This is a genomic window from Cupriavidus sp. 01L45, from assembly GCF_056399885.1.
The window spans coordinates 21,586-43,854 of sequence record NZ_JBFTSG010000007.1; the positions used below are offsets into that span (position 1 = coordinate 21,586).

Below are 22,269 nucleotides of genomic sequence, written 5' to 3' on the forward strand. Positions count from 1 at the left end.
CCCCGCCTGCCCCGGACCCCGCGCCGGCTCAGGCGTTGACGTTCACCACCACGCGGCCGCGCATGCCGCCATCGACGATCTTGCGGCCAGCCTCGATCGCCTCGGACAAGCCGATCTCGCGGGTAATGGCGCGCAGGCGATCCGGCTCCAGGTCTTGCGCCAGGCGTTGCCAGGCTTCCTCGCGCCGCGCCATCGGCGCCATCACGCTATCGATGCCGTAAAGCGTGATGCCGCGCAGGATAAAGGGCGCCACCGAGCCCGGGAAGTCCAGTCCTTGCGCCAGCCCGCAGGCCGTCACGGCGCCGCCGTAGCGCACCTGCGCGCAGGCGTTGACCAGCGTATGCGAACCCACCGAGTCCACCACCGCGGCCCAGCGCTCCTTTTGCATCGGCTTGTTCGGCTTGCCGAGTTCGGTGCGGTCGACGACATCCGCCGCGCCCAGCGCTTTGAGGAAGTCAGCCTCGGCAGTCTTGCCGGTGGACGCCACCACGCGATAGCCCAGCCGGGACAGGATCGCGATGGCGACCGAGCCCACCCCGCCCGAGGCACCGGTCACCAGCACCTCGCCATCGCCCGGCTTGACCCCGGCGCGCTCCAGCGCCAGTACCGACAGCATGGCGGTATAGCCCGCGGTGCCGATGGCCATGGCCTGCCGCGTGGTGAAGGCATCCGGCAAGGCCACCAGCCAGTCGCCCTTGAGGCGCGCGCGCTGCGCCAGGCAGCCCCAGTGCGTCTCGCCCACGCCATAGCCGTTGAGCACGACCTTGTCGCCGGCCTTCCAGCGCGGATGCGTGGATTCCAGCACCGTGCCGGCCCCGTCGATGCCCGCGACCATCGGCCACTTGCGCACCACCGGCGAGCGGCCCGTGATGGCCAGCCCGTCCTTGAAATTGATGGTGGAGTAATCGACGGCGACCAGCACGTCGCCCTCGGCGGGGAGGCTGGATTCATCGAGCGCGGTAACGGCGGCCTGGGTGGCGCCGTCCGCCTGGGTCAGCAGCAAAGCCTGGAACGTCATGGTGTCTCCTTCGGATTCTTGATGAAAGACATCCGGACGCCCCCGGCACGGCAGCGCCGGGAGGCCGCCGGCGCCAAGTGCTTACTTCTTGAGGCTGGCGAGCTTGCGCTCGAGCGTGGCAACGTCCGCGGCGCCGGGGATGCGGGTGCCGTCCATGAAGAACACTGCCGGGGTACCGGTGATATTCAGGCTCTGGCCGAGCGCCAGGTTGTCATCCACCGGCGTCTTGCAGCTGCCGTTGCCGGTCAGCGCCACATGGCTCAGCATCCAGTCGCGCCAGGCCTTGGTGCGGTCGGTTGCGCACCAGACCTGCTTGGCCTTCACGGAGGAATCTGGCGACAGCACCGGATAGAGGAAGGTGTAGACCGTGATGTTGTCCATCTGCTGGAAGGTCTGCTCGATGCGCTTGCAGTAACCGCAGTTCGGGTCGGAGAACACCGCCACCTGGCGGCTGCCGTCGCCCTTGCTCCACTTGATGGCGCGCGCCAGCGGCAGGTCCGACCACTTGATGCGGTTGATTTCGGCCAGCCGCTCCTCGGTCAGGTTGGTGCCGGTCTTGCTGTCGACCATCTCGCCATTGATGATGTAGCGGCCGGTCGCATCCGTATAGACCACCTGGCCGCCGACATTGACTTCGAACAAGCCGGGCACCGGGGTCTTGGCCACGCTCTTCACTTCGGCGCGCCCGCCGAGCATCTTCTGCATCGATTCCTTGATGCGGTCGGTGCCGGGATCGCCGGCAGCCATGGCGTGGAGCGCGAAGCCGGCAGCCGCCAAACCGCCAACGATGGTGGCTGACAGGGCGGTACGGCGGCGCAGGAATTGCAACATGTTGACTCCAGTGAATCGATGGTTCGGTACGCGTGAGACGGGCTCGGGGCTCAGCCCAGCGCGCGCCCGATAAGAAAACGTTTAAGCAGCGGCTGCCCTCCCACCGCCCTCATGCCGGTATTGCGCACTGCGCGTGCGATGCCGCCAGGCAGGGAAAACAGCCGGTGCAGGCCATCGGTGGCAGCCGTCAGGGAAAGCAGGTCTGTGGCGCGCGCCCGCTCATAGCGGCGCAGCAGGCGCAGGTCGCCTTCGCCACGGAAAGACTCTTTGTCGGCCATTACGCGGCCAAGTTCCGCCACATCGCGCAAACCCAGGTTCATGCCCTGGCCGGCCAGCGGGTGCACCACGTGCGCTGCGTCGCCTACCAGTACCACGTGCGGCTGGACGAACTGCTCGGCGCGCTGCAGCACCAGGGGGAAGCCCTGCGCCGGCGTCACGCAGCGCAGCGCGCCGAACTGGCGCCCCACGGCGCCGCTGGCGGCCTGCATCACGGTATCAGCCAGTGCCTCCGGAGACAGCGCCAGCAGGTCGCTCGCGTGGCCCTCCTCGGCCGACCACACCATGGAGACGCGGCGTCCGGGCAAAGGCAACAGCGCCAGGATCTCGCCGTTGGCGGGCTCCTCGTCGGCCATCAGCTTGGGGGGCGTACCCAGGAACCACTGCCAGGCCGTGTCCTGATGCGGGAGCTCGCACTCGAAATTGGCCACCACGCCGAGCTGGCGGTAGCGGCGCTTCGCAACTGCGATATGACACTGGTCGCGCAGCCACGAACGCGCGCCATCCGCGCCCACCACGCAGGCGGCGCGCACCTTGTCGCCACCGGCGAGCGTCAGCGTGGCGCCCTCGTGGTCGCGCGCGAAGGCCGCCGCGGTATCGTCATGCCAGTGCACCTGTGGCTGGAAACGCAAGGCGGTATCGAGCACGCGCTCGACATGGCCGGATTCGATGATCCAGGCCAGTTGCGGCACGGTCGCGGCATATGCCGAAAAATGCAGGTCGCCGGCGGCCGGGGTATCGGCCTGCGCTGCGCTCACATCGCCGAACACACGCATATCGGACACCATTTGCATCCGTGCGGGATCCAGCGCCTCCCACACACGCAACTGCTCCAGCAACGCCTGCGAACTCGCCGAGAAGGCGTAGATGCGGCTGTCCCACTGGTCCGGCTCCGGCACGGCCCCGCGGGGCCGCGGCGCGATCAGCGCCACCTGCATGCCCTGCTGGGCCAGCAGCAACGCACAAGCCTTGCCGACGATGCCGCCGCCGACCACGGCAACCTGGAAACGGGAGGGAGATGGACGAGTCATGCGTGAATTATAGCCACCCCGGCACATTGCCCTTGCCGTACCCACGCGCGTCGGAACCGGCCGCGTAACGTGCAGGGCAAACGGGGGTACCTGCGGAGAGCGAGGAAATACGAGGACCAGAGGGAGCGGCCGGCGGGTTCAGCGCAACGTCTGGCGAGGTTACAATAGCCATCTTTCCGATGGCAATTCCGGCACAAAAGCGGTGAGTGAAGCCCCGCTTTGGCTGTCTTGCCTCGTGCTGCACTTTTCCCCTCTGCGTCCCAATCGCCGCGCCAACCGCGCCAGACGCACCCAGGGCGAACCGCAACCCATTGATTTTTAAAGGTTTACCATGAGCCTCAAATGCGGCATCGTCGGCCTGCCCAACGTCGGCAAGTCCACGCTGTTCAACGCCCTGACCAAGGCCGGCATCGCCGCCGAGAACTACCCGTTCTGCACCATCGAGCCCAATGTGGGCGTGGTGGAAGTGCCGGATCCGAGGCTTGTCAACCTGGCCGAGATCGTCAAGCCCGAGCGCGTCCTGCCGGCCGTGGTCGAATTCGTCGACATCGCCGGCCTGGTGGCGGGCGCCTCCAAGGGTGAAGGCCTGGGCAACCAGTTCCTGGCCAATATCCGCGAAACCGACGCCATCACCCACGTGGTGCGCTGCTTCGAGGACGAGAACGTCATCCACGTCGCCGGCAAGGTCGATCCGCTGTCCGACATCGAGGTGATCAATACCGAACTGGCGCTGGCTGACCTCGCCACCGTGGAAAAGGCCCACGCCCGCTACATCAAGCCCGCGCGCGCCGGTGACAAGGAAGCGCTGCGCCTGGTGGCCGTGCTGGAAAAGGCCCAGGCCGTGCTCAACGAAGCCAAGGCCGTGCGCACGCTCGACCTGTCGGACGAAGAATGGGCCGCCATCAAGCCGCTGTGCCTGATCACCGCCAAGCCCACCATGTACGTAGCCAACGTGCGTGAAGACGGCTTCGAGAACAATCCGCACCTGGACGCCGTGCGCGCCCACGCCGCCAAGACCAAGTCGCCGGTCGTGGCCGTCTGCGCCGCCATCGAAGCCGAGATCGCCGACCTCGACGATGCGGACAAGGCCGAGTTCCTGGCCGACCTCGGCATGGAAGAACCCGGCCTGGACCGCGTGATCCGTGCGGGCTTTACCCTGCTGGGCCTGCAGACCTATTTCACCGCCGGCGTGAAGGAAGTGCGCGCGTGGACGATCCATGTGGGCGACACCGCTCCGCAGGCGGCCGGCGTGATCCACACCGACTTCGAACGCGGCTTCATCCGCGCCCAGACCATCGCCTATGAAGACTTCATTACCTACAAAGGTGAGCAAGGCGCCAAGGAAGCCGGCAAGATGCGCGCGGAAGGCAAGGAGTATGTGGTGAAGGATGGCGACGTGATGAACTTCTTGTTTAACGTCTAAGCAGACTGCGCCACTGTCCGCCGGCTGGATTCGGCGGGCGACGAAAAATGAGCCCCGCAAGGCATGTGTGCCTGCGGGGCTTTCTGTTTCAGGTGACGGCCCGTCGCTCGTGCCGAGCCACCGCAAATTCATCCATCATGCGCGCCCTCCGAGTCCCGCAAGACCGCGAGTTCGCTCAACACCAGCGCTTCGTTAGCGAGTGTCGCCGCCAGCGAGAGCAGGTGACCTTGTGTCTCGTCAGTCAAGTTCGCAAGGGTGCCACCGGCAGCGTTCTCGATCGCGACCGACAGCAGCGCGTTGAGTTGGGCAGCCTTTTCCGCGGCGAGGCTAAGCGGGCTTTCGGATGCAGCGTGCGCGGTCACGAAGATATCGCGGCCTGTCTGCTCGGCGCTAATGTTGTACTGCGGGTGCTTACACATCGAACGCCCTCCGTTGGGAAGCGCGCTCGCGCTAACCGGGAGGAGTTTGGGGAAATACAGATTGCCCGAAATGGGCGTACGAAGACTGGGGCATGCAGATGCCTCCTACGTTGCGGTTTCAACTCCGCTCCCCCGACGCCAATCGGGGTGGGCGGGCGCAAGGCAGGGTTGGCGTACCAGAACGTAGGGAACCGGCGAGCCCGAAGGCTCCCCCGCCCAGGCCCGCCCATAGGGACGTGCGAAGGCGCGACGGAAAAAACCGCCTGGCGGCGGTTATCCGCCTACGTTTTCGGGACGCCAATCCCGGTCGCTGTGGTTGCAGCGGCTCCCCTAGTATAGCGCCGGCAGCAATGATCTTGCGCATTCCCGAGGCATCGGCTGCTGACTCCACGAAGAAGCACAAACACAGATTGGAGCTGCTCCCTAGTAGACTCACGCCGGTCAGGCACCGGAGCGTGTTAACGAAAACATGACAACTGCACGCCCGCGAAGCCGCTAAAATATCCAGATTCGCCGCCGGCATTTAGCTGGCAGGACACTACGTGGAAGGAGGGGGCAATGATGAAGTTGACTGGCATTGGCCTATACACCTTCCATGAAGCTGCGACCCGTGCGCGACCTGCGGCGCTGGCTGGACGGCTATGCATATCGGGACAAGACAACCCGGCATGCGGTCCCGGTTGCTCCACTTTGGGAGACCGAACTGGCGGAAGCGGACGTGGATGGGATCAGTTTTCATGATTTGCTGGAAGTCCGATTCGTCCGAGCGTTTCGCCAGCACGGCGTCAGCCTGCAAACGATACGCCTCGCCAGCCGCAAGGCACGCGAGCTTTTTGCCCTGCCACATCCCTTTACCTCCCGCCGTTTCCAGACGGACGGCCGCACAATCTTCGCGTCCACCATACAAGAATCCGGTGAGACCGAATTGCTGGACTTGGTGAAAAGCCAGTACGCGTTTCAGAAGATCATCGAGCCCTCTTTGTATCGTGGCATCGAATTTGGTGCTGACGATGCCGCCGCGCGCTGGTACCCGACGCTGCGCAGCAAGGCCGTGGTCTTGGATCCTGCAATCGCCTTCKGCAAGCCCATTGTCACTGATGGCGCCATCAGAACTTCAATCCTCGCCGAGGCATTCCAGGCCGAAGGCGACAAACAGCTTGTTGCCAGGTTGTATGAAGTGCCTGTTGCCTCGGTGGAGGCCGCAGTCGCGTTTGAAGAACGCCTGGTAGCGTGAAGTTCTTCGCTGACAACAATCTCTCTCCAGCGCTGGCACGGGCGCTCCACTCGCTTTCCGAACCATACGGGCACTCCGTCGCTCCCTTGCGAGACCGCTTCCCACAAGACACAACGGATGCGGCCTGGATCGACGCTCTCTCGCAAGAAGGTGGATGGGCGGTCATCACGCACGACAAGCTGAACAAAGGCCTCGAGCGAGAAGCACTACGCCGTGCGGGGCTAATTGTCTTCTTTCTCGACAAAAGCTGGTCAAACCATAGGCTCTGGGATATTGCGCACAATCTGGTGCGGTGGTGGCTACGGATCATCGAGCAATCTGAAGGAATCAAAGGCGGAGCCGCCTTCAAGGTTCCCTTCAACTTCTCTGGCAAAGGCCAGTTCGAACAAGTCAAACTCTAGGACAGGCGCAAAGCGGCGTCTCACGACACCCTATGCCAATGGCTGTGGCACCAACGCCCGATCTCGACCTGGCCTGGACAAGGAAGCTACAAAAGGCGCGGGCTTGCAACCAGTGCGCGCTTTGCGTCGGGCCTCCGGCATCTGCGAGCGCCATCAAGCCGGCGGTCACACAACGCAGCAATGTGAATCGGCTCTGATGTTCCAGCCGATCCAATCATGGTTGGCGCACAGCGGCATGCTGACGGCAACTGTCACCTCTCACAGTGCCCCCAAATCCTCCCCCCGCAGCCCCACCAGCAGCGCCTGTCCGTCCGGCCCTACGCGGAACTCGCCATAGCGCGCCTTCTCGAACCGCGCCCCCTGCCCTTCCTGGAAGAAGAACGCATCGGTGGACACCTGTGCCTGCACGCCGCCCCAGCGGGTCGGCACGTTCTGGAAGCGCAGCAGTTGCTCGCCGCCGGCCAGTGCCGCGCCCGTGTACAGGCGCACGAAGGTGGCTTCGCCGCGTGCATCGCGGCGGATCACGGCAACTTGCTCGCGGGTGGGCTCGATGCCTTGCAGCTTGCCTGCCTGGCGGATGGACTCGGCGATGGCAAAGTTCAGTGCCATGTAGTCGCCTTGCATGAGCGAGCGCGGATCGACTGGCGCCAGTCGCAGGTAGACGGTGCCGCCATGCGCCAGCAGCCGTTCCTTGCCGGCGATGGCGAAGGCGGCCAGCCCGAGCGTGAGCACCCATGCCAACAATATCCAGCGTTTCATGCTTGTCTCCTTGCGCCTTCGCGGCGCAGCGCCAGGCGCAGCAGCAGCACGGYGATGCCGGCGCCGGCGAGCGTGGCGGACTTGATCAGCAGCGTCCAGTGCAGCGCGCTGTAGTACCAGATGAAGCCGCTGYCGAGCGCGGCGACGGCCAGGCCCAGCCAGGGCAGCGAGCCGCGGCGCAGCGCCAGGCCGAGCGCGAGGGCGGCGGCGACTACCGCCGGCGCACCGGCGAGCAACGCGCTGAACAGCACCGCGCCGACAAGCGCGCTGCCCCGCACTGCCGGGCTTAGCTGCATCCGGCCTGCCTCGGCAAGTACAAACGCGGCGAGCACCGCGCCAAACAGCGCGCCAGCCATCCAGTAGTTGCCGGCGTGGCGCCCGGTATCGGCATCGAACAGCAGTGCCTGAGGCTGGCTGAGGCCGGTCACCACCAGGGCCGCGCCCAGTGCGAACAGCAGCGTGGCATCCGCGGCCGGCTCGATCCAGTTGTGCAGACCGGCGGCGCAGAGCCGCCCTTCCGCCACCACGAAGCCGGTGAGCAGCGTCATGGCGAAGGGCGCGAGCCAGCCTAGCGAGAAGCTCATGGCTTGCCAGACGTGGCGCAGGCCGGGCGTCATGGCCAGGTGGAGCGCCAGGGCCACGCCGGTCCATACGCCCAGCGCGGCCAGGAAGCGATGGAGCCGGTTGCTGACCAGCACATAGAGCACGGCCTCCAGCAGCGCGAGCGCGCCCCAGAAGGCGGCCGATTCGAGCAGGCGGCCGCCGCCGTAGGCCTGGCTCGCGCCGTACACGAGCAGGCCCTGGCCGCTGAGGCTGACGGCCAGCGCGAATTGCTCGAGCGCGGTGGCGCCCGCGCGGCGCCGGTACAGCACCGCGGCCAGCGCGATCATGGCGGCGCCGCAGAGCGCCATTGCCGTGGCGTTGTCGCGCGCGGCCACAAAAACCGAGCCGAGCAGGAAGGCGAGGAAGAACACCGCACCGAGCCAGCCCGCAAGTCCCATCAACAGCCTGACGGCCCATGGCGTGCGCCCTTGTGCGGCTTGCGGCTGCCCTTGCACCAAGCCGAGCGCGGCCAGGTCCTGCCACAACCTTTGTACTACGTGACGGTCGCTGGTCATGCCGGCTCTCCATTGGGCGCGCCGCTTTGGGCTTGACCGTGGTGTCGATAGGCGCGCAGCAGCCAAGCCGCCGCCGCCGCGGACAGACCGATGGTCAGCAGCCCGAGGATCAGGAAGGCGCCGAACGCGTCCCGGCTGCCCTCCAGCAGTAGCCGGGCAACCCCGGTCACCAGCAGCACGATGACCGAGAAGCTGGCCAGGCTGAGCGCCACCACATCGAATGCCCGCAGCCGGAACCAGGCCAGCAGCCCGCCCAGCGTGAGCATGGCCACGCCGAACATGGCGGGATCGAAGCGGTTGTGCAGGATGCTGGCGAGGCCGAGCCAGCCGGCGTAGGCGCACGCCAGCGTGGCAAGGATGCGCGCGCTGGCCAGCCCGCGAAAGCCGTAGGCCGGCGCCGCTGCGCGCAGCGCGAACCACAGCACCAGCTGCACGAGCGTGGCCGCCAGCAGCGAGAGCGTGGTGGCGCGTTCGCCAGCCGCGCCAAACAGCAGGTCGAACATGCCGCCCACGCCAAGGCGCACGCTGAAATACCGCAGCAGCGCGACATTGGCCAGCACGATCACCACCCACCAGTGCGGCGCCGCGCGCGCGGCCAGCGCCCACGGGATCGCCAGCAGTGCCCACAGGGCGAACAGCTGCCACGCGTCCGCGCCGGTCTGGTAGACCTGCCCGATCACGGCCAGCAGCACGCCGGCCACCACCTGGGCGCCGCAAAGCGCCGCCAGCCCCGCCATGTCGGCGGGCGGGCGCAGCCAGGCGAATCCCGCCAGCAGCGTCAGCGCGCCGGCCAGCAGGCCAAACTTGGCGAACTTGTGCAGGTCCTGCCAGTTGAAGGCGAAGAACACGATCACGCCGGCGCACAGCAGCGCGGCGCCCAGCATCAGCAACGTGCGATCGAGCCAGGTCCGCCACTGCGCCGCGTCGGGCTCGGTCCCTGGCCAGCCGGCGGCCACGCCGTCGGCGCCGAGCACGCCCTGCTCACGCCAGTGTGCCAGCGCCTGGCGCGCTGCCCGCCGGTCTTGAAAACCCTGCGTTGTGGTTGCCTGCATTGATGCCCCATGTGATGGATACGCCAGCGCACTGTAGCAAAGGCGCCGCCTCTGCGCAGCTTTCCTTGCGTGAGCGGGAACATGCAACAGCGCTGCTTTGCCGCCCTGTCCCGGCCCGGTATGCTGTGCGTTTCTCCAACCCAGCCACGCCTCGCCATGACCCTTGGTATCCTCGCCGCCATCCACGATGAAGTCGACGGCCTGATCGCCGCCATGCGCCACGATGACGCCCGCGCCACCGTGCGGACTATCGGCATGCGCGACTATCACGTTGGCCATCTCTACGGCCAGCGCTGCGTGCTGGTGCTCGCGCGCATGGGCAAGGTGGCGGCGGCGGCCACCACGGTCACCCTGGTGCGCGAGTTCGGCGTGGATGAGATCGTCTTCACCGGCCTGGCCGGCGGCATCGGGGCCGAGACGCGGGTCGGGGACGTGGTGGTGGCGGACCGCACGCTGCAGCACGACCTGGACGCGCGGCCGTTTTTTGCCCGGCATGAGGTCCCGCTGCTGGATCGCGCTGAATTCCCCACCGACCCGGCGCTTACCGCCGCGCTGCGCGATGCAGTGGCAGGCTACCTGCGGGATGATCTGCCGACCTCCGTCCCGGCCGGCGTGCTGGCGCGCTTCGGGGTCAGCGCGCCCAGGCTGCATGTGGGGATGATCGCCAGCGGCGACCAGTTCATCGGCTCCCCCGCCGCCGCGGCCGAGTTGCGCGAGCGCTTGCCCGGCGTGCTGGCGGTGGAAATGGAAGGCGCCGCGGTGGCGCAGGTTTGCCATGAGTATGGCGTGCGGCATGCGGTGATGCGCACGCTATCTGATCGGGCCGACGATAGTGCGCATGTGGATTTCCCGGCGTTCTTGACCGAGGTGGCCAGCCACTATTCGAGCGGGGTTTTGAGGCGGTTTTTGGAACTGCGCGGGTAAGGGGAGGTTTTCGAACTGAGATTCGGATGCCTTGTATTTAAACTCGGCATTCACTTTGAGCCAGGCATCCGGGCACCGTCTACCGCCCCCTGGCAACACCCCAAACACCCACCAGCAGGCCTGCTCCCAGGATCGCCGCAAACCAGCCCGCCATCTGCCCGGCAACAAACCAGTGCAAGCCCTGCCCGCCGTAAAACGCGGCCAGCGCCCCCAACGCCCCGAACAGCATCGCCGCCAGCAGGCTGACCCGGCCCGCCGGGTGCAGCCACCGCGCCGCCAGCCCGACCAGCACCCCTACCACCAGCGTACCCAACATCACTTTCTCCTGTATTCCTGAAATGGCGGCTTGCTTCGACGGCTCCCCTGAAGGCCGTGCGTGGCCATAACAATACGGTAATGCCGGCCTTCACCCATCCGTACCACGGCAAGATCCGCGCCGGGCGCTATAATGTAGCCCGGTTCGGCGGCGCTTTGCGCCGGAATCCGCGCTTGAATTCATGCCCGGATTGCACCTGACTCCCGCGCTGCAGCCTGCAAAGCCGCTGCCCGGAGCCCGGCCAGAGAGACATGCTCCCCACCATGCAACTGCTCGCGATCGGTATCAATCACACCACGGCGCCCGTCTCGCTGCGCGAACGGGTGGCGTTTCCGCTCGAGCAGATCAAACCCGCGCTGGGCGCCTTGCGCACCCACCTGGCGGGCAGGAACGGCACCGAAGCCGCCATCCTCTCCACTTGCAACCGCACCGAGATCTACTGCGCGACCGATGTGCTGGTGTCGGGGTCGGAAGGCTTCGAGCACACGCTGCGCTGGCTGGCGCAGCATCATAACGTGCCGGCCGGAGAACTCGCGCCCCACCTCTATTCCCTGCCGCAGTCGGAAGCCGTACGCCACGCGTTCCGGGTAGCCAGCGGGCTGGATTCGATGGTGCTGGGCGAAACCCAGATCCTGGGCCAGCTGAAGGATGCGGTGCGCACAGCCGGCGAAGCCGGCGCGCTGGGCACCTACCTGAACCAGTTGTTCCAGCGCACCTTTGCGGTGGCCAAGGAAGTCCGCGGCCAGACCGAGATCGGCGCGCATTCGGTGTCCATGGCGGCCGCCGCGGTACGGCTGGCCCAGCGGATTTTTGAAAGCGTCTCGACCCAGCGCGTGCTGTTTATCGGCGCGGGAGAAATGATCGAGCTGTGCGCAACGCACTTTGCAGCGCAAACGCCACGCCAGATCGTGGTGGCCAACCGCACCGTCGAGCGCGGCGAGAAGCTCGCCGAGCAGCTTGCCGGCCAGGGCCTGACCACCGAGGCGATCCGCCTGTCGGACCTGGGCGCGCGCCTGCACGAGTTCGACATCGTGGTGTCGTGCACCGCCAGTTCCCTGCCCATCATCGGGCTGGGCGCGGTGGAACGCGCGGTCAAGCTGCGCCGCCACCGCCCCATCATGATGGTGGACCTGGCCGTGCCGCGCGACGTCGAGCCCGAAGTCGCACGCCTGGATGACGTCTTCCTGTACACCGTGGACGACCTCGGTGCCATCGTGCGCGAGGGCAACGCCATGCGCCAGGCGGCCGTGGCCCAGGCGGAAGCCATCATCGAGAGCCGCGTGCAGAACTTCATGCACTGGCTGGAAACCCGCAGCGTGGTGCCGGTCATCCGTGACCTGCAGGCGCAGGGCGAGGCCATGCGCCAGGCCGAGCTGGAGCGCGCGCGCCGGATGCTGGCGCGCGGCGACGACCCCGAGGCTGTGCTCGAAGCACTGTCCGGCGCGCTGACCCGCAAATTCCTGCATGGCCCCACCCACGCGCTGAACCACACCCAGGGCGACGACCGCGAAACCCTGCTGCGCCTGGTGCCCGGCCTGTTCCGCCACAGCAGCCACTCCGAGCGCTAGCCGCGCTCACCTCGGCCGCGCGTGTCCTGCGCGTGGCCAGCCTTGCGTTGCCCCGGCCCGTTCCGCCGCGCCGCACGCAGCCTCACCCCAGCAACATTTCGCACCCACCGTTTCATCGCGTCCCCGGATATCCATGAAAGCCAGCATGCTCACCAAGCTCGACCAACTGGCCGAGCGGCTCGACGAAGTCAACGCCCTGCTAGCGCGCGAGGACGCCACCGCCAAGATCGACCAGTACCGCAAGCTCACCCGCGAGCATGCCGAACTGTCTCCGGTGGCCGAGCAATATGCGCAGTATCGCCAGGCGCAGGACGACCTCGCCACCGCGCAGGCGCTGCTGGACGATCCCGAGATGAGGGAGTTCGCCGCCGATGAAATCACCGCGGCCCGCGAACAGTTGGAAACGCTGGCAGGCAGCCTGCAGAAACTACTGCTGCCCAAGGACCCCAACGATGACCGCAATCTGCTGCTGGAAATCCGTGCCGGCGCGGGYGGCGAGGAAAGCGCGCTGTTCGCGGCCAACCTGCTGCGCATGTACACGAGCTACGCCGAGCGCCAGCGCTGGCAGGTGGAGGTCATGAGCGAATCCCCGTCGGACCTGGGCGGCTACAAGGAAGTGATTATCCGGATCGCCGGCGATGCGGCATTCTCCAGGCTCAAGTTCGAATCCGGCGGCCATCGCGTGCAGCGCGTACCGGCCACCGAGGCGCAGGGGCGCATCCATACGTCCGCCTGCACGGTGGCGGTGATGCCCGAGGCCGACGAGGTGGGCGAGATCGAGATCAATCCCTCCGACCTGCGCGTCGATACCTTCCGCGCCTCGGGTGCCGGCGGCCAGCACGTCAACAAGACCGATTCGGCGGTGCGCCTCACCCACCTGCCCACCGGCATCGTGGTGGAATGCCAGGACGACCGCAGCCAGCACCGCAACAAGGACAAGGCCATGAAAGTCCTGGCCGCCCGCTTGATGGACCAGAAGCTGCGCGCTGCCCAGGCGCAAGAAGCCACTACCCGGCGCAACCTGATCGGCACCGGCGACAGAAGCGACCGTATCCGCACCTACAACTTCCCGCAGGGGCGGGTGACCGATCACCGGATCAACCTGACGCTCTACAAGATCGACATGATCATGGACGGCGACCTGGACGAACTGTTGTCCGCGCTGGCCGCGGAACACCAGGCCGATCAATTGGCGGCGCTCGGCGAAGGACATTAATCGCGAATCGACGCGCGGCAATACCACGTTATTGCGAAAAAATAACTATCGCCGGGGTAATCAGTCGAATCGCGAGGCGTAAATCGAGATATCTGAACGAAAACCTTTGTATCTGTTGTAAATGCTTGCAACAGCACTAGCGTGCCATTTTTCGCTGTCTATAATCGTTTTCGACCGAGCCGCCATCCAGAGGTCGGCGTGTCGCTACTCTAAAACGGACAAAAGGACGAAATCATGAAGAAACTGCTCGCGCTGCTGATGATCACCGCCGCCATGGCCGCCTGCGGCAAGAAGGACGAAGCCCCGGCCACGTCGAGCGCCGAAAGCGCCATGCAGAACGCCGCCGAATCCGCCAAGGCCGCCGCCAGCGATGCCGCAGCCGCCGCCGGCCATGCCGCCGATGCCGCCAAGGCTGCCGCGAACAGTGCCGCTTCCGATGTCTCGGCCGCTGCCGACAAGGCCAAGGAAGACGCCGACAACGCCATGGCAAAGGCCAAGGAAGCTACCAAGGACGCCGTCAACGCCAGCGCCGACAAGGCCAAGGACACCGTCAACAAGTAATTCCCGCACCTTACGCGTTTCACGCTGCCCGCAGCGATCGCGCGGGCGGCCCGAAAGTGCCCGCCGCTCAGGCAAGCGCGTTACACTGCAAACCCCGTCCGGGCGCCTCCCGACGGGGTTTTGCTTTTCCCTTGTTCGTTTTCGCTTCCGGTCTTCCGTCTTGCGCCCCCGTGGCGCGCCTCGCCCTGCCCCGCCGCCCCATGTCCAGCACCCAGTCCAACGCCTCCTCCGCAGCCGCCGGCCCGCATGCCGCCACGCCAGTCGCCTTGCCTGAAGCGGCCACTGTGCGTGAAGTCCTGGCGTTGGCTGCCGCAGCGGGATTGCCGGCGCTCGAAGCGCGGCTGCTGGTGAGCCACGTCACCGGGTTGTCCCGCACGCAGTTGATCACCCGCGATGACGAAACGCTGAACCCCGTCCAGCGCGAAAGCATCGCGGCCCTGCTGGGGCGCCGCTTGGCCGGGGAGCCGGTGGCCTACCTGCTGGGTGAACGTGAATTCTTCGGGCGCGGCTTCCGCGTCACGCCCGATGTGCTGATTCCGCGCCCGGACACGGAAATCGCCGTGGAAGCCGCCTTGAAGCTGCTGGCCCCGCTGCCATCCCCGCGCGTGCTCGACATGGGCACCGGCTCGGGCGCGCTGGCAGTCACCCTTGCATGCGAGCGTCCCGACGCCGAAGTCTGGGCCACCGACATATCGCCCGGCGCCCTGCAGGTTGCCGAAGGCAACGCACGCGCGCTCGGCGCCGCCAATGTGCGCTTTCTCGCCTCCGACTGGTATGCCGGGCTGCCCGGCGGCCTGCGCTTCGACCTGATTGTCAGCAATCCGCCCTATATCGCCGCCGGCGACCCGCACCTGGCCCAGGGCGACCTGCGCTTCGAGCCGATCGACGCGCTGACCGATCACGGCGATGGTTTGTCCGACCTGGCCGCCATCGTGGCCGGGGCGCGCGCGCGCCTGCATGCGGGTGGCTGGCTGCTGATGGAACATGGCTATGACCAGGGCCAGGCTGCGCGCGACCTGCTGGCCGCGGCCGGCATGACGGAAATCTTCACCGTGCGCGACCTGGCGGACCACGAGCGCTGCACCGGCGCGCGGCTGCAACCCGCGTCCGGGGCGGGCGCCTGAAGCAAGCGGCCGATTCCGGTAAAATCAATCGCTTGCAGGCGCGTACATCACGCGCCCTCCGATTTCCAGATGGCGGCGCCCGAACCGGCACCGCATTCAACCGTAAAGAGACATCATGAGTGACGTGCAGCAAAAGATCGACCAGATCGTCAAGGGCAGCCCGGTGGTCCTGTTCATGAAGGGCACCGCCCAGTTCCCGATGTGCGGCTTCTCCGGCCGCGCCATCCAGATCCTGAAGGCCTGCGGCGTCGACGCGCCGACCACGGTCAATGTGCTGGAAGACGAAGGCATCCGCCAGGGCATCAAGGAATACGCCAGCTGGCCAACCATTCCGCAGCTTTACGTGAACGGCGAATTCGTCGGCGGCTCGGACATCATGATGGAGATGTACCAGAACGGCGAACTGCAATCGCTGCTCAAGGCCTGAGCGCGCGATGACCGCAGCGGGTGACGCCAAGCCGCGGCGCATCGTCGTCGCGATCACCGGCGCCACCGGCGCGGTCTACGGGGTCCGCCTGGTACAGATACTCAGTGCCGCGCCCGGCATCGAAACCCACCTGCTGATTTCGCCGGCAGGCGTGATGAACCTGCAGCACGAACTCGACATGGGCAAGGCCGAGGTGGAAGCGTTTGCCCACGTCGTCCACAACGTGCGCGATATCGGCGCGACCATCGCCAGCGGCTCCTTCGCAGCCCACGCGATGGTGGTGGCGCCCTGCTCCATGCGCACGCTGGCGGCGGTAGCCCACGGCATGTCCGACAACCTCATCACCCGCGCCGCCGACGTCACGCTCAAGGAGCGCCGCAAGCTGGTGCTGATGGTGCGCGAAACGCCGCTGAATCTAGCGCACCTGCGCAATATGACCGCCGTCACCGAGATGGGCGGCATCATCTTCCCCCCGGTCCCCGGCTTCTACCAGAAGCCGCAGAGCGTGGCCGAACTGGTCGACCACACCGTTGGCCGCGTGCTGGACCTGATCGACGTACCGCAGACACTGGCGCCGAGCTGGGCCGGACTCAACGGCCAGGCCTGAAACCTCCCGCAAACGCAGCGCGGCAGGCGCCTGCGGTGCCCGCCGTCAACGCCAGTAGCGATAACGGCGGCCGTATCCGCCGTAGTAGCCGTATCCACCGTAATAGCCCGGGCTCACCACCACCGCCGGAGCGGCATAGACCGGTGCGGGCGCAACGGCAACCTCGCCGCCATAGCCCGGATAAGCCGGGTACACCGCGCAACCGCCCAGCATGGCGGCACCCGCTACCGCGATTCCCATCATCCACGTCTTCATTTCATCGTCCTTGCGGCTTTGTGTAGCCTCAAGAACGTTATACGGGCCAGCTTGGTAATACAGGGTCAACGCCCTGTAACCCTTGTTACGAATCGCAACGTTTAGGCGAAGGTAAAAACCCGCGCGACCACCCTATATCTCAAACCTGACCCCCTGCGCCAACGGCAACGCGTCGCCATAGTTGACCGTATTGGTAGCCCTGCGCATATACCCCTTCCAGGCATCCGACCCGGATTCCCGCCCCCCACCGGTGGCCTTCTCCCCACCAAACGCGCCACCAATCTCCGCCCCGCTGGTCCCGATATTCACATTGGCGATCCCGCAATCGCTCCCCGCGGCCGACATGAAGCGTTCCGCCTCGCGCAGCGACTCGGTGAAGATGCAAGACGACAAGCCATGCTCCGACGCATTGTTCAGCGCGACGGCCTCCTCCAGCATGGTGTAGGGCATCACATAGAGAATCGGCGCGAAGGTTTCCGTCAGCATCGTCTCGTGCTGGCGATCGGTCAGCACCAGCGCCGGCCGAACATACTCGGCATTGGGGAAACGCTCCGCCAGCACGCGCTCGCCGCCGTGCACGGTGTTGCCGTGCTCGCGGCACCGGAGCAGCGCGCGAGCCATGGCGGCACCGGCAGCGCCATCGATCAGCGGGCCGACCAGGGTCGACTCGGCGAGCGGATCGCMCACCTGCAGGCGGCCGAACACCTGGACCAGCCGCGACGTCACGGCTTCCAGCACATCGACATGCACGAAGGCGCGGCGCAACGAAGTGCAGCGCTGCCCCGCGGTGCCGGCGGCGGAGAACGTCATGGCGCGGATGGCCAGTTCAAGGTCGGCCGATGGCGCGATGATCGCGGCGTTGTTGCCGCCTAGCTCCAGGATGGCGCGCTTGAAGCGTTCGGCGCAGGCAATGCCCACTTCGCGGCCCATGCGGGTGGAGCCCGTCGCGCTGATCAGCCGCACATCGGCATGCTCGACCAGATGCTGGCCCAGCGCCTGACCGCCCGGGAGCACCGTGGCGATGCCAACGTGCTGCGGCGCCGCGATCTCCAGCACGCCGTCCAGCAAGCCTTGCATCGCCAACGCGCACAGCGGGGTCTTCTCCGACGGTTTCCAGATCACCCCGTTGCCGCACACCAGCGCCAGCGCCGCGTTCCAGGCCCATACCGCCACCGGGAAGTTGAAGGCAGAGATGACGCCGCACAGGCCATAGGGATGCCAGGTCTCGCGCATCGCATGCTGGGGCCGCTCGGAAGCGATGGTCAGGCCGTGCAGCTGGCGCGACAGGCCAACCGCGAAGTCGCAGATGTCGATCATCTCCTGTACCTCGCCCAGCCCTTCCTGCAGGATCTTGCCGGCTTCGAGCGAGACCAGTTGCCCGAGATGCTTCTTGTGCTCGCGCAGGACTTCGCCAAAGCGCCGCACGACTTCGCCCCGCACCGGCGCGGGCACCAGCGCCCAGCTTGCCTGCACCGCACGGGCGCGCCCGATGCGTGCATCGGCATCAGGCAACGTGCATGCGGGCAGATGCCCGAAGGCCTCGCCGTCGATGGGCGAGCGCACCGGCAATGCGCCGGCCGGACCTTCGCCGTCGCGCCAGGGCGCCGTCAGCCCGATGGCCTGCCAGCAGGCCGCGAATTCCTTTGCTTTCATACCATTGCCTCTTGAAGCGGATGACGGGTGTAGTGTCGGCCGAAACGGTTGGCCAGGAAAGTGTCCAGCGGCATCGCCTCCTGCGGCACGAAGCCGGCCTGCGGCAGTTCGCCGCTGGCAACCAGGTCCAGCGCGGTGCAGATGCCGGCCGCCGTGGTGAGCTGGATCGCATTGACGTGGCCCGCGGCCGTATCGGCACCGCCGATGCGCACCGAGAACGAAGCCTGCGTCAGCGGGCCACGCCCGCCCTTGCCGCCTGCCGCATAGCCGGTTGCGTTGGCGAACACGATCACCACATCCTGCCGCGTGGCGGGAATCGCGCTCTCGAAAATTTCCCGCATCCAGTCGCGGCGTTCGCGCAGGCGCAGGTCGTTGAGCAACAGCTTCATTACCGCGCAGTGCCCCGGATACCGGATCGACTTGTAGTCCACGTCGCGCGCCCGGCCGGCCAGTGTCTCGGGCAAGGTGCCGAGCCCGCCAGACGTATTAAAGGCTTCGTACTCGATGCCGTCCAGCGAGAAACTCTCCAGCCCTTCCAGTGCGGGCACTTCCACGCGGCGGCCATCGACGATGGCTTCGCACGGATTGCAGTATTCGTTGATCAGCCCTTCCGTGCTCCAGGTCAGGTTGTACTTGAGTGCATTGCTCGGGTAGCGCGGCAGCGCGCCAACGCGCATTTTCAGGTCGAGCAGTTCGCCGCCGCCACGCAGGAAGCGCTGGGCGAGATCGTTGCCGACCACGCCGATAAACCCCGGTGCGAGCCCGCACTGCGGCATCAGCACGGAGCGCGCGCCTTCGGCCAGCCGGCGGACGGCGTGGGTGGCGGCAACATCTTCGGTCAGGTCGAAATAGTGCACGCCGAGGCTGACCGCGACCGTGGCCACGGCGACGGCGGCATGGAATGGCAGCGCGTTGAGCACGGCGTCCGCGCCGCCCAGCAGGCAGGCGCAATCCTGGTCCTGGCCCGGGTCGCCGACGCGCACGGCGATGCCTTCGGGCAAGCCTTCGAGATGGGCGGGTTCGCGGTCGACCAGGGTGACGCGGTAGTCGCCGCTGTCATGCAGCATGACGGCGATGGTGCGGCCGATCTTGCCTGCGCCCAGCACGACCACGCGCATCGGCATCTGCCTGGCATTGCGGGCGGGGGTGCCGGGAGTAACGGAAACGGCCGGGTTGGCGGGCTGCGCGGCGGACACCGCGGCTTGGGTGGTTCGTCCAGTCTGGTCCAGATGGCCGGTTGGCGTGATGCAGGTCATGATGTCCCTCGTGGAAAGTGTGGATCGGCCTTCGTCCGTGCTTGAAGTATGGTTGCGGGCAAAGCCAGAATGAAGGGACAAGATTGACGAAAGGGCCTCACAATCGAACGAATCGACGAGACCATCGGTCGAATCGTCAAGACCGACTTGTTTTCTGCCTTCGCGAACCGCGCCAAGCCCATGACCGAACTCGATCAGACCGACCGCCACCTGCTCTCCCTGCTGCAGGCCAACGCGCGCGAGAACGCCGCCAATCTCGCGCGCAAGCTCGGCATTGCCCGCACCACCGTGGTGGCCCGGATCGCGCGGCTCGAACGCGACGGCGTGATCGCCGGCTATGGCGTGCGGCTTGGCCAGGAGATGGAAGACAATGCCATCCTGGCGTTCTGCGGCTTGTCGGTGATGCCAAAGACCGCGCCGGCCGTGGTGCGGGCGCTGCAGCGCTTTCCCGAGATCGAGGAACTCAATTCGGTCAGTGGCCCCGTGGACTACATGGCGGTGATCCGCTGCGACACGCATGCCCGCCTGGACAAGCTGCTCGACGAAATCGGCGCGCTGGACGGCGTCAACCACACCACCACGTCGATCGTGCTGGCGCGCAAGATCGACCGGCGCCGGGCCGCGGGCTGACACAGCGGCGAAAGCGCAAAAGGCTTATGCTGCACAACTTGGCAGGCAGCCGGGACATCCCGGAAAACCATCCAGATCAGGAGAGCAAGACGATGAGCAATCGCATTCGAGTCGCCGTGGGCGGCGTGACCGGCTGGGCCGGCGGCGAACTGGCGCGCGGGGTGGCGCACGCGGACGATATGACGCTGGTGGCCGGGTTGTCGCGCGGCGCCGCCGGGCAGACCTTGGCCGAACTGACCGCGCACAAGGGCACACCCGGCGTGGCGGTGGCCAGCATCGACGAACTGGCGGACGGCGCCTGCGACGTCTATGTGGAATACACCAAGCCGGACGTCGCCAAGCGCAACATCCTGCAGGCGCTGGCAAAGGGCGCGCATGTGGTGGTCGGCACGTCGGGGCTGTCGGACGAGGACTACGCCGAGATCGACGCCGCCGCGCGCCAGGCCGGGCGCGGCGTGCTGGCCTGCGGCAACTTCGCCATTACCGTGGTGCTGCTGCAGAAGTTCGCCGAGATGGCCGCGCGCCACCTGGAGCACTGGGAGATCATCGACTACGCCAAGGCCGGCAAGATCGATGTGCCCTCCGGCACGGTGCGCGAACTGGCGTATCGCCTGGGGCAGGTCCGCGAAGCCGCGCAAGTGGTCCCCGTCGACCAGGTCAAGGGCCCGAAGGAAACCCGCGGCGCGACCCTGTCCGGCAGCCAGGTGCACGCGGTGCGGCTGCCTGGGTACCAGCTGGGCGTGGAGGTGATCTTTGGCGCCGACGGGCAACGCCTGCACCTCAAGCATGAGGCCGGCGATGGCTCCAAGCCTTATGTGTCCGGTGCGCTGCTGGCGATCCGCAAGGTGCACGCGGTGACCGGGCTGGTGCGCGGGCTGGACAAGGTGATGGAAGGGCTTTGAGCTTCGCTCGCCTCTCGCCCCGAGAGGAGAGGCGAGCAAGCACAATCCGGCACTTCAGGCGGCGCTGGCGCGCCCTCTCACCACTTCCCGTCCTTCCCCTTCTTCGCCTCCGGCTTGCTCGCCGGCGCCGCCGGCGCTGCCGAAGCGGCATTGGGATTGAGCTGTTGCGCCATGGCCTTGTCCTGGTCGGCCATCAGCACGCGGGCCTGGGGCAGCAGCATTTCGATGGTGCCGTTGTTGGGATCGTCCGGAATGGCGTAAAGCTCCACGGTCAGCGGCTTCCTCATCCAGCCGGCATGCGTGCTCTTGACGGGCTGGCCGGCCTTGTCCTTCATCTCCACCTGTTCCGAGCGGAAGGGCTTGCCGTAACGCGCGGTCAGGCTGTCCACCGCCGTCTTTTCGGAGCGCACGCCATCGGTCGGCACGATCAGCCCGACCAGGGCGTTGCGGTCCACAAAGGCGACTACGTGCGGGCCGTCCATGAAGGCGGGCCGCTTGTCGCGCGGTACGCCGACCTGGCGCATCACGCCGTCGCCGCGCACTTCGACGCACAGGGCGGTCACGTCGCGGCCATCGGGGGTGCGCTTGTCGGCGCAATCGGGCAGCGTGGGCAGCGGGCTGCCGATCTCCAGGCTCTCGAGCATCGGCGCCAGTTTGTCGGCGGCGCCATCCTTGGGCGCGGCGCCCGCCCAGGGCGAAACCAGCAGCAGGCTGGCAAGGGCCAGCCCGGCGAGGGGGTATTTCATCCAGACTCCTGAGAAAAGCTCCGGATTGGAGCGCCCCCTGCGCGCGTGGTTCCTGCCGGACCCACAAGGTGGCAAGGCAGGCACTCCGCCGGGGGTTAATGCGACATATTCAGCACGGCGTTGGCCAGCACTGCCAGCAAGACTAACAGCAACCCCCACAACAGCAGCCGCGGCACCCGGCTGGGCGGCAGTTGCCGCTGCGGCGAGCGCGCCGATGGCGGCAGCGGTGAACGCCGCCGGGTATGGCCGTGCAAGCCGCGCGTATGCCACACCGTATCCGGGCCGAGATCGCGCAGGGCGGTGCTTTCCTTGCCCGGCGGTTTCTGCGGCGGCACGCCCGGCGCGCCTTGCTGGCGGCGCCGCGCGCTCGGCGGACGTTGGGCGCCGGTGCTGTCCGGCGGTCGTTGCGTGGCCATCTGTGCTCCCCGGTTCATCGTGCCGGCGCGGGTCCTGATGTGCCGCCGGTACACAGAGCCGGGCACCTGGCCTGCGCGCCGCTCATGTTAAGGCAAAGCGGCGCCG

Annotated in this window: 25 protein-coding genes; 12 read left to right on the plus strand and 13 right to left on the minus strand. The window is 66.8% G+C overall.

Annotated features, from left to right (window positions below):
* Positions 1-28: 28 nt before the first annotated feature.
* The 3 genes from acuI to AC1DT6_RS06480 form a co-directional block, all read right to left on the minus strand.
* Positions 29-1,018, minus strand: coding sequence for an acrylyl-CoA reductase (NADPH) (gene acuI, locus AC1DT6_RS06470; RefSeq protein WP_045238857.1), 990 nt, complete (start codon positions 1,016-1,018; stop codon positions 29-31).
* Between the two features lie 81 nt (positions 1,019-1,099).
* The gene (locus AC1DT6_RS06475; protein ID WP_441634151.1) at positions 1,100-1,849 is read right to left on the minus strand and encodes a DsbC family protein; all 750 of its coding nucleotides are present in this window, start codon (positions 1,847-1,849) and stop codon (positions 1,100-1,102) included.
* A gap of 50 nt (positions 1,850-1,899) precedes the next feature.
* Positions 1,900-3,156: a UbiH/UbiF family hydroxylase gene (locus tag AC1DT6_RS06480; RefSeq protein ID WP_441634153.1), complete on the minus strand. Its 1,257-nt coding sequence runs from the start codon at positions 3,154-3,156 to the stop codon at positions 1,900-1,902.
* A 331-nt stretch (positions 3,157-3,487) separates the two neighbouring features.
* Here AC1DT6_RS06480 and ychF point away from each other — a divergent pair, with 331 nt between their 5' ends.
* A complete protein-coding gene (gene ychF, locus AC1DT6_RS06485) occupies positions 3,488-4,579 on the plus strand; it encodes a redox-regulated ATPase YchF (protein WP_441634155.1) in 1,092 nt (363 codons plus the stop codon).
* Between the two features lie 128 nt (positions 4,580-4,707).
* Here ychF and AC1DT6_RS06490 read toward each other — a convergent pair whose 3' ends face one another.
* Positions 4,708-4,998, minus strand: coding sequence for a hypothetical protein (locus AC1DT6_RS06490; RefSeq protein ID WP_441634157.1), 291 nt, complete (start codon positions 4,996-4,998; stop codon positions 4,708-4,710).
* A 595-nt stretch (positions 4,999-5,593) separates the two neighbouring features.
* Between AC1DT6_RS06490 and AC1DT6_RS06495 the strand changes: the two genes are divergently transcribed.
* Both AC1DT6_RS06495 and AC1DT6_RS06500 read left to right on the plus strand, forming a co-directional pair.
* A complete protein-coding gene (locus AC1DT6_RS06495) occupies positions 5,594-6,232 on the plus strand; it encodes a DUF433 domain-containing protein (RefSeq protein ID WP_477114563.1) in 639 nt (212 codons plus the stop codon).
* Entirely contained in the window at positions 6,229-6,633 is a 405-nt protein-coding gene (locus tag AC1DT6_RS06500) for a PIN-like domain-containing protein (protein ID WP_441634161.1), read from the plus strand. The genes AC1DT6_RS06495 and AC1DT6_RS06500 overlap by 4 nt, the downstream gene beginning before the upstream one ends.
* A 258-nt stretch (positions 6,634-6,891) precedes the next feature.
* On the opposite strand, the gene AC1DT6_RS06505 is transcribed toward AC1DT6_RS06500, so the two are convergent.
* The 3 genes from AC1DT6_RS06505 to AC1DT6_RS06515 are packed head-to-tail and all read right to left on the minus strand — an operon-like array spanning position 6,892 to position 9,562.
* A complete protein-coding gene (locus AC1DT6_RS06505; RefSeq protein ID WP_441634163.1) occupies positions 6,892-7,392 on the minus strand; it encodes a GDYXXLXY domain-containing protein in 501 nt (166 codons plus the stop codon).
* A complete protein-coding gene (locus tag AC1DT6_RS06510) occupies positions 7,389-8,510 on the minus strand; it encodes a DUF4401 domain-containing protein (protein ID WP_477114564.1) in 1,122 nt (373 codons plus the stop codon). Before AC1DT6_RS06510 ends, AC1DT6_RS06505 begins: the two co-directional genes overlap by 4 nt.
* Positions 8,507-9,562 carry a DUF2157 domain-containing protein gene (locus AC1DT6_RS06515; protein WP_441634167.1) on the minus strand — a complete coding sequence of 352 codons (1,056 nt, stop codon included), beginning with the start codon at positions 9,560-9,562 and terminating at the stop codon, positions 8,507-8,509. The genes AC1DT6_RS06510 and AC1DT6_RS06515 overlap by 4 nt, the downstream gene beginning before the upstream one ends.
* 156 nt (positions 9,563-9,718) lie before the next feature.
* On the opposite strand from AC1DT6_RS06515, the gene AC1DT6_RS06520 reads away from it, so the two are divergent.
* The gene (locus AC1DT6_RS06520; protein ID WP_441634169.1) at positions 9,719-10,486 is read left to right on the plus strand and encodes a 5'-methylthioadenosine/adenosylhomocysteine nucleosidase; all 768 of its coding nucleotides are present in this window, start codon (positions 9,719-9,721) and stop codon (positions 10,484-10,486) included.
* Positions 10,487-10,565: 79 nt separating this feature from the next.
* Here the strand turns inward: AC1DT6_RS06520 and AC1DT6_RS06525 are convergent, their stop codons facing one another.
* Positions 10,566-10,802 carry a hypothetical protein gene (locus tag AC1DT6_RS06525; protein WP_441634171.1) on the minus strand — a complete coding sequence of 79 codons (237 nt, stop codon included), beginning with the start codon at positions 10,800-10,802 and terminating at the stop codon, positions 10,566-10,568.
* A gap of 263 nt (positions 10,803-11,065) precedes the next feature.
* On the opposite strand from AC1DT6_RS06525, the gene hemA reads away from it, so the two are divergent.
* The 6 genes from hemA (at position 11,066) to AC1DT6_RS06555 (ending at position 16,305) form a co-directional block, all read left to right on the plus strand.
* Positions 11,066-12,370: a glutamyl-tRNA reductase gene (hemA, locus tag AC1DT6_RS06530; protein WP_035875423.1), complete on the plus strand. Its 1,305-nt coding sequence runs from the start codon at positions 11,066-11,068 to the stop codon at positions 12,368-12,370.
* A gap of 133 nt (positions 12,371-12,503) precedes the next feature.
* Positions 12,504-13,586: a peptide chain release factor 1 gene (gene prfA / locus AC1DT6_RS06535; protein WP_477114565.1), complete on the plus strand. Its 1,083-nt coding sequence runs from the start codon at positions 12,504-12,506 to the stop codon at positions 13,584-13,586.
* 234 nt (positions 13,587-13,820) lie between these two features.
* Complete coding sequence (locus AC1DT6_RS06540; protein WP_045238844.1) at positions 13,821-14,147, plus strand: hypothetical protein; 327 nt, start codon at positions 13,821-13,823, stop codon at positions 14,145-14,147.
* 200 nt (positions 14,148-14,347) lie between these two features.
* The gene (gene prmC / locus AC1DT6_RS06545; protein WP_441628964.1) at positions 14,348-15,271 is read left to right on the plus strand and encodes a peptide chain release factor N(5)-glutamine methyltransferase; all 924 of its coding nucleotides are present in this window, start codon (positions 14,348-14,350) and stop codon (positions 15,269-15,271) included.
* A gap of 115 nt (positions 15,272-15,386) precedes the next feature.
* Positions 15,387-15,698, plus strand: a complete 312-nt coding sequence (grxD, locus tag AC1DT6_RS06550; protein ID WP_035875397.1) for a Grx4 family monothiol glutaredoxin — start codon at positions 15,387-15,389, stop codon at positions 15,696-15,698.
* A gap of 7 nt (positions 15,699-15,705) precedes the next feature.
* Positions 15,706-16,305 carry a UbiX family flavin prenyltransferase gene (locus AC1DT6_RS06555; RefSeq protein WP_045238842.1) on the plus strand — a complete coding sequence of 200 codons (600 nt, stop codon included), beginning with the start codon at positions 15,706-15,708 and terminating at the stop codon, positions 16,303-16,305.
* A 45-nt stretch (positions 16,306-16,350) separates the two neighbouring features.
* On the opposite strand, the gene AC1DT6_RS06560 is transcribed toward AC1DT6_RS06555, so the two are convergent.
* The 3 genes from AC1DT6_RS06560 to AC1DT6_RS06570 form a co-directional block, all read right to left on the minus strand.
* A complete protein-coding gene (locus AC1DT6_RS06560) occupies positions 16,351-16,560 on the minus strand; it encodes a hypothetical protein (RefSeq protein ID WP_441628961.1) in 210 nt (69 codons plus the stop codon).
* Between the two features lie 132 nt (positions 16,561-16,692).
* A complete protein-coding gene (gene amaB, locus AC1DT6_RS06565; RefSeq protein ID WP_477114566.1) occupies positions 16,693-18,213 on the minus strand; it encodes an L-piperidine-6-carboxylate dehydrogenase in 1,521 nt (506 codons plus the stop codon).
* Positions 18,210-19,337, minus strand: coding sequence for a saccharopine dehydrogenase family protein (locus tag AC1DT6_RS06570; RefSeq protein ID WP_441628973.1), 1,128 nt, complete (start codon positions 19,335-19,337; stop codon positions 18,210-18,212). The genes amaB and AC1DT6_RS06570 overlap by 4 nt, the downstream gene beginning before the upstream one ends.
* Positions 19,338-19,649: 312 nt before the next feature.
* On the opposite strand from AC1DT6_RS06570, the gene AC1DT6_RS06575 reads away from it, so the two are divergent.
* Positions 19,650-20,099 carry an Lrp/AsnC family transcriptional regulator gene (locus tag AC1DT6_RS06575; RefSeq protein WP_441628957.1) on the plus strand — a complete coding sequence of 150 codons (450 nt, stop codon included), beginning with the start codon at positions 19,650-19,652 and terminating at the stop codon, positions 20,097-20,099.
* A gap of 92 nt (positions 20,100-20,191) precedes the next feature.
* Complete coding sequence (dapB, locus tag AC1DT6_RS06580; protein ID WP_441628955.1) at positions 20,192-21,001, plus strand: 4-hydroxy-tetrahydrodipicolinate reductase; 810 nt, start codon at positions 20,192-20,194, stop codon at positions 20,999-21,001.
* Positions 21,002-21,078: 77 nt separating this feature from the next.
* Here dapB and AC1DT6_RS06585 read toward each other — a convergent pair whose 3' ends face one another.
* Both AC1DT6_RS06585 and AC1DT6_RS06590 read right to left on the minus strand, forming a co-directional pair.
* The gene (locus tag AC1DT6_RS06585) at positions 21,079-21,747 is read right to left on the minus strand and encodes a hypothetical protein (RefSeq protein ID WP_441628953.1); all 669 of its coding nucleotides are present in this window, start codon (positions 21,745-21,747) and stop codon (positions 21,079-21,081) included.
* 95 nt (positions 21,748-21,842) lie between these two features.
* Positions 21,843-22,163, minus strand: a complete 321-nt coding sequence (locus AC1DT6_RS06590; protein ID WP_441628951.1) for a hypothetical protein — start codon at positions 22,161-22,163, stop codon at positions 21,843-21,845.
* Positions 22,164-22,269: the final 106 nt, after the last annotated feature.

Coding starts and splice junctions, on each gene's coding strand:
- prmC (WP_441628964.1), top strand. CDS start 14,348: ATGTCCAGCACCCAGTCCAACGCCTCCTCCGCAGCCGCCGGCCCGCAT.
- AC1DT6_RS06560 (WP_441628961.1), bottom strand. CDS start 16,560: ATGAAGACGTGGATGATGGGAATCGCGGTAGCGGGTGCCGCCATGCTG.
- AC1DT6_RS06490 (WP_441634157.1), bottom strand. CDS start 4,998: ATGTGTAAGCACCCGCAGTACAACATTAGCGCCGAGCAGACAGGCCGC.
- AC1DT6_RS06555 (WP_045238842.1), top strand. CDS start 15,706: ATGACCGCAGCGGGTGACGCCAAGCCGCGGCGCATCGTCGTCGCGATC.
- AC1DT6_RS06540 (WP_045238844.1), top strand. CDS start 13,821: ATGAAGAAACTGCTCGCGCTGCTGATGATCACCGCCGCCATGGCCGCC.
- dapB (WP_441628955.1), top strand. CDS start 20,192: ATGAGCAATCGCATTCGAGTCGCCGTGGGCGGCGTGACCGGCTGGGCC.
- hemA (WP_035875423.1), top strand. CDS start 11,066: ATGCAACTGCTCGCGATCGGTATCAATCACACCACGGCGCCCGTCTCG.
- AC1DT6_RS06570 (WP_441628973.1), bottom strand. CDS start 19,337: ATGCCGATGCGCGTGGTCGTGCTGGGCGCAGGCAAGATCGGCCGCACC.
- AC1DT6_RS06590 (WP_441628951.1), bottom strand. CDS start 22,163: ATGGCCACGCAACGACCGCCGGACAGCACCGGCGCCCAACGTCCGCCG.
- AC1DT6_RS06525 (WP_441634171.1), bottom strand. CDS start 10,802: ATGTTGGGTACGCTGGTGGTAGGGGTGCTGGTCGGGCTGGCGGCGCGG.
- ychF (WP_441634155.1), top strand. CDS start 3,488: ATGAGCCTCAAATGCGGCATCGTCGGCCTGCCCAACGTCGGCAAGTCC.
- AC1DT6_RS06480 (WP_441634153.1), bottom strand. CDS start 3,156: ATGACTCGTCCATCTCCCTCCCGTTTCCAGGTTGCCGTGGTCGGCGGC.
- AC1DT6_RS06520 (WP_441634169.1), top strand. CDS start 9,719: ATGACCCTTGGTATCCTCGCCGCCATCCACGATGAAGTCGACGGCCTG.
- AC1DT6_RS06475 (WP_441634151.1), bottom strand. CDS start 1,849: ATGTTGCAATTCCTGCGCCGCCGTACCGCCCTGTCAGCCACCATCGTT.
- AC1DT6_RS06575 (WP_441628957.1), top strand. CDS start 19,650: ATGACCGAACTCGATCAGACCGACCGCCACCTGCTCTCCCTGCTGCAG.
- acuI (WP_045238857.1), bottom strand. CDS start 1,018: ATGACGTTCCAGGCTTTGCTGCTGACCCAGGCGGACGGCGCCACCCAG.
- AC1DT6_RS06505 (WP_441634163.1), bottom strand. CDS start 7,392: ATGAAACGCTGGATATTGTTGGCATGGGTGCTCACGCTCGGGCTGGCC.
- AC1DT6_RS06585 (WP_441628953.1), bottom strand. CDS start 21,747: ATGAAATACCCCCTCGCCGGGCTGGCCCTTGCCAGCCTGCTGCTGGTT.
- AC1DT6_RS06515 (WP_441634167.1), bottom strand. CDS start 9,562: ATGCAGGCAACCACAACGCAGGGTTTTCAAGACCGGCGGGCAGCGCGC.
- grxD (WP_035875397.1), top strand. CDS start 15,387: ATGAGTGACGTGCAGCAAAAGATCGACCAGATCGTCAAGGGCAGCCCG.